Source organism: Vulcanisaeta sp. EB80 (assembly GCF_002078205.2).
Window position 1 is genome coordinate 1 of the sequence record NZ_LCWN02000150.1, and the last position, 1,665, is coordinate 1,665.

The 1,665-nt window shown below is 32.7% G+C and carries 4 protein-coding genes; 2 read left to right on the plus strand and 2 right to left on the minus strand.

Translation table 11 applies throughout. The annotated features are described in order from the left end of the window. On the plus strand, window positions 1-94 hold a 94-nt coding region (locus B7L70_RS13100), incomplete at its 5' end, for an FAD-linked oxidase C-terminal domain-containing protein (protein WP_143701657.1). Window positions 95-169: 75 nt separating this feature from the next. On the opposite strand, the gene B7L70_RS12745 is transcribed toward B7L70_RS13100, so the two are convergent. After that, the gene (locus B7L70_RS12745) at window positions 170-349 is read right to left on the minus strand and encodes a hypothetical protein (RefSeq protein ID WP_238376269.1); all 180 of its coding nucleotides are present in this window, start codon (window positions 347-349) and stop codon (window positions 170-172) included. Between the two features lie 15 nt (window positions 350-364). On the opposite strand from B7L70_RS12745, the gene B7L70_RS13105 reads away from it, so the two are divergent. Further along, on the plus strand, window positions 365-700 hold the full coding sequence (locus tag B7L70_RS13105; protein WP_081228482.1) for a hypothetical protein: 336 nt from the start codon (window positions 365-367) through the stop codon (window positions 698-700). A 17-nt stretch (window positions 701-717) separates the two neighbouring features. On the opposite strand, the gene B7L70_RS12750 is transcribed toward B7L70_RS13105, so the two are convergent. After that, window positions 718-1,173, minus strand: a complete 456-nt coding sequence (locus tag B7L70_RS12750; protein ID WP_238376270.1) for a hypothetical protein — start codon at window positions 1,171-1,173, stop codon at window positions 718-720. Window positions 1,174-1,665: the final 492 nt, after the last annotated feature.

Below are 1,665 nucleotides of genomic sequence, written 5' to 3' on the forward strand. Positions count from 1 at the left end.
TGGTAATGCCGACACGGTACTAAACTTAATGAGGAACGTTAAGAAGGTATTTGATCCATACGGCATATTCAATCCAAATAAAATATTCGATTAAAACACCAAAGCATGCTTATTAATTAACTAATTACCATAAATTTTGAAAACTATCACTTAGTTGTTTTTAATCGCGCTAATCCTTATTAATGATTGATGGCCTTATGGATAGTATTTTAACAACATCGCCAAAGCCGACACCATAAGTTTCCCTAACCCTCTTAGGTATCGTAAACTGCCTAGCATCAGTATGCCTAGTCCTCAATAACCTAACACCCCTCAACTCAATAACGAAACTCTTATACTCGAGATCCACATCAGCAAACCTCAGGTGAAAATACTAATCAAAAACCCAGAAACAGCATTAAATTCACCAAAATATGGAAAACATAAATTAAATAATAGATCCGTAATATTATTGATGTCATTAGTACTTGCTATAGGATTAATATTGCTTGGCATATTTGTCATAAAAATGATGAATTTAAACGGTAAATCAATTAATAGTACATCATTACTTAACTGTAATATAGTTAATTCTACCAATAATGGAGTTTACACAATAGTATGTGCAAATGTATCTAATTATGAGTATAAAAATATTACAACATATTATTTTATAGCTAATAGATATAATTATTCATTTTATAATATTACAGCAAAATAAACTTATTATTTCATCCATTATATATAAGATATATATATATATATTGTTGCACTGACAGTATATTGGCTTGGGTTATAGACAAGTGCATACCAAGATCCAGGACCAGGATTAAATATATAAAATGCAGATCCCCCGCTAACATACACACCATATCCCCATCCTGTATTAGCATTTACTACCCCAATAAGCAATGTAGCGTATGAGGGGGACCATATAACTTCAATACCTATTTCTTCATTAGAACTTAATGTATATGGTCCTATTAACACACCCGTATTTGGTGGTAATGTGGGGTCTATTCTATTTACTGGTGGTAGTGTCTTTAGTTTTAGTGGTATTGTTTCTTTGATTATTACTGTGCCTGGTGTGTCTGGCTTTACCTTAGTTACTTGCATTGCCATTGTTGTTCCTGCCATTAGTGCTACTACGAGTAGTAACGCGGGTAGTACTAGTGCTAGTATTTTTCTCGTCATATATAATGCATACATTTGTAATTTTTAAATATTACCTCTGTAATTCTTCCCATGCATTTCAATTGCTGTTTCAATTTCCATATTTCATTTTGTAAATAATAACCTTTTAAAATTGAAATTCTGAAACTGATCACTATGGTTACGGAGTTATCAAGTTGAAAGAAGGCTACGTTATCGGTGATCAGCACTCGGCAAACTCGTCATTCTATCGAGCAGGCGAGGTCCCTACTCATCACCATCAGTGCTCTAATTAATTGCCTTTAAAAGCCTTGGTTCTTCTCTTTAGTTATTTATTATCTAGGTATTAATATTTATTTTATTGTGTAGTAGTATGACTGTAGTAATATAGGTGTATTTAAGTATTGTATGTCTTATGTAATAAAATTTATTAATTAGTTAATTTAGTTGTTTATGCGGTGGTTGTATGAGGGCTGTGGATCTTGTTAAGAGGAAGCCCCTGGTTATTACCGAGGATAGGCCCTTCATTGAGGC

What these genes read in the sequence shown, in the direction of transcription:
- B7L70_RS12750 (WP_238376270.1), bottom strand. Translation starts at nt 1,173, where the DNA reads ATGACGAGAAAAATACTAGCACTAGTACTACCCGCGTTACTACTCGTA.